Source organism: Streptomyces sp. NPDC055632 (genome assembly GCF_053618675.1).
The window spans coordinates 1-1,478 of record NZ_JBSHHY010000095.1; the positions used below are offsets into that span (position 1 = coordinate 1).

Annotated in this window: 2 protein-coding genes; both read right to left on the reverse strand. The window is 66.0% G+C overall.

The genetic code is table 11. From position 1 onward, the window contains the following. Positions 1–16: 16 nt before the first annotated feature. Positions 17–825, reverse strand: a protein-coding gene (locus ACWGSR_RS37655; protein ID WP_453573964.1) for an IS5 family transposase whose coding sequence is annotated in 2 segments (ribosomal slippage) — positions 17–505 and positions 508–825 — 807 coding nt in all. Because the reading frame shifts where the segments join, the coding sequence is not laid out codon by codon here. A 144-nt stretch (positions 826–969) separates the two neighbouring features. Continuing rightward, positions 970–1,478 (reverse strand): hypothetical protein (locus tag ACWGSR_RS37660; protein WP_453573966.1); only part of this gene is annotated, 509 nt, incomplete at its 5' end.

Genomic DNA, 1,478 nt, shown 5'->3' on the forward strand with positions numbered 1-1,478 from the left:
AGAGCTCGTAACACGATCATGTTCGGGCCTTCTTGAGGCGTCTCCAGCAGATGAGGCTGCAGGCGAGGGAGACGAAGGCGTCGTGGAGTTCGGTGCGGCGTTCCCAGCGGACGGCGAGGCGCTTGAACCGGTGGAGGAGGGCGAAGGTCTGCTCGACGACGTACCGGAGCTCGCCAAGGCCCTCGATGTTCGGGGCACGCCTGCGGGAGATGACCGGCAGGATCCGGCGTTTGCGCAGTTCGCGGCGGTTGGGGTCGGAGTCGTAGCCCTTGTCGCCGAGCAGGGCCTCAGGGCGGTGGCGCGGTCGGCCGGGACGTCCGGCGACGGGTGGGATGCCGTCGACCAGGGCGAGGGTCTGCGTGACGTCGTTGACGTTGGCCGCGGTCGTGATGACCTTCAGCGGGGTGCCGCGTCCGTCGCAGATCAGATGGTGCTTGCTGCCCGTCTTGCGCCGATCGACCGGCGACGGACCGGTGTCGGCTCCCCCTTTTTCGCGCGGACGTGGGAACCGTCGACGCAGGCTCGGGACCAGTCCAACTTGCCGGCCGCGTGCAGTCTGGAGAGCAGGAGGCGGTGCAGTTGGTCGAAGACTCCGGCCTGTTGCCATCGCTCGAGGCGCCGCCAGCAGGTCTGCCCCGAGCCGAAACCCAGTTCATGGGGCAGCAGTTGCCAGGCGATGTCGTTGTGCAGCACGTAGAGGATGCCCTGCAGGCACAGCCGGTCCGGCACGGGCCGCGGGCCGGGAGCCTTCTCGGGCCAGGGCGGCAGGAGCGGCTCGATCAGCGCCCACAGGTCATCGTCCACGATCCATGGCCTGGTAGTCACACCATCCCGAACGGTCGAATCGTCACACCGGTCACGGCCTACCGGAACCGCTCAACAAGATCGTGTACGAGCTCGTAGGGAGTCGGTCATATCCATGCCGCCGCCGGGTGTGGTGCCACCACACGCAGGACTGGGCACACTGATCTACTGGGCGGACACCTTGGTGAGCACCAGGGACCACGACCCATCCGGAAGGCTGAACGCTACCTTCCCTCCGCCGCGCGCGTAGAGCTGGACACCGGAGACCTCACCGATGCCACGCTCATCGATGTCCAGGTAGACGAAGTCGCTGCCGCTGCTGTCAACGAACTTCCAGTCGCCGTGGAAATCGGCGGGGTCGGCGTTCTCGTCTGTCGACAGATCAGTGGCGGTGAACGTGCCGTCGGAATCGAGCGCGATCTCGCCGCCAGTCTCACCGTTGCGGTACACGCCGGGAAGCTCGTCGGGGTCGACTGAGTACGCACACCCTGAGATGAGTACCGAAGCAGCGGCCAGTACAGCGACGAACCACCGTCCGACTATCCCCCTGCTCATCCTGTCCCCCTGCTCATCTCCTGCACCCCTGATCATCACGTCCGCAGCGTAACGAACTGCCGAATCGTCACACCGGTCCCCCCGACCAGGAAGCCTCAACAAGATCGTGTTACGAGCTC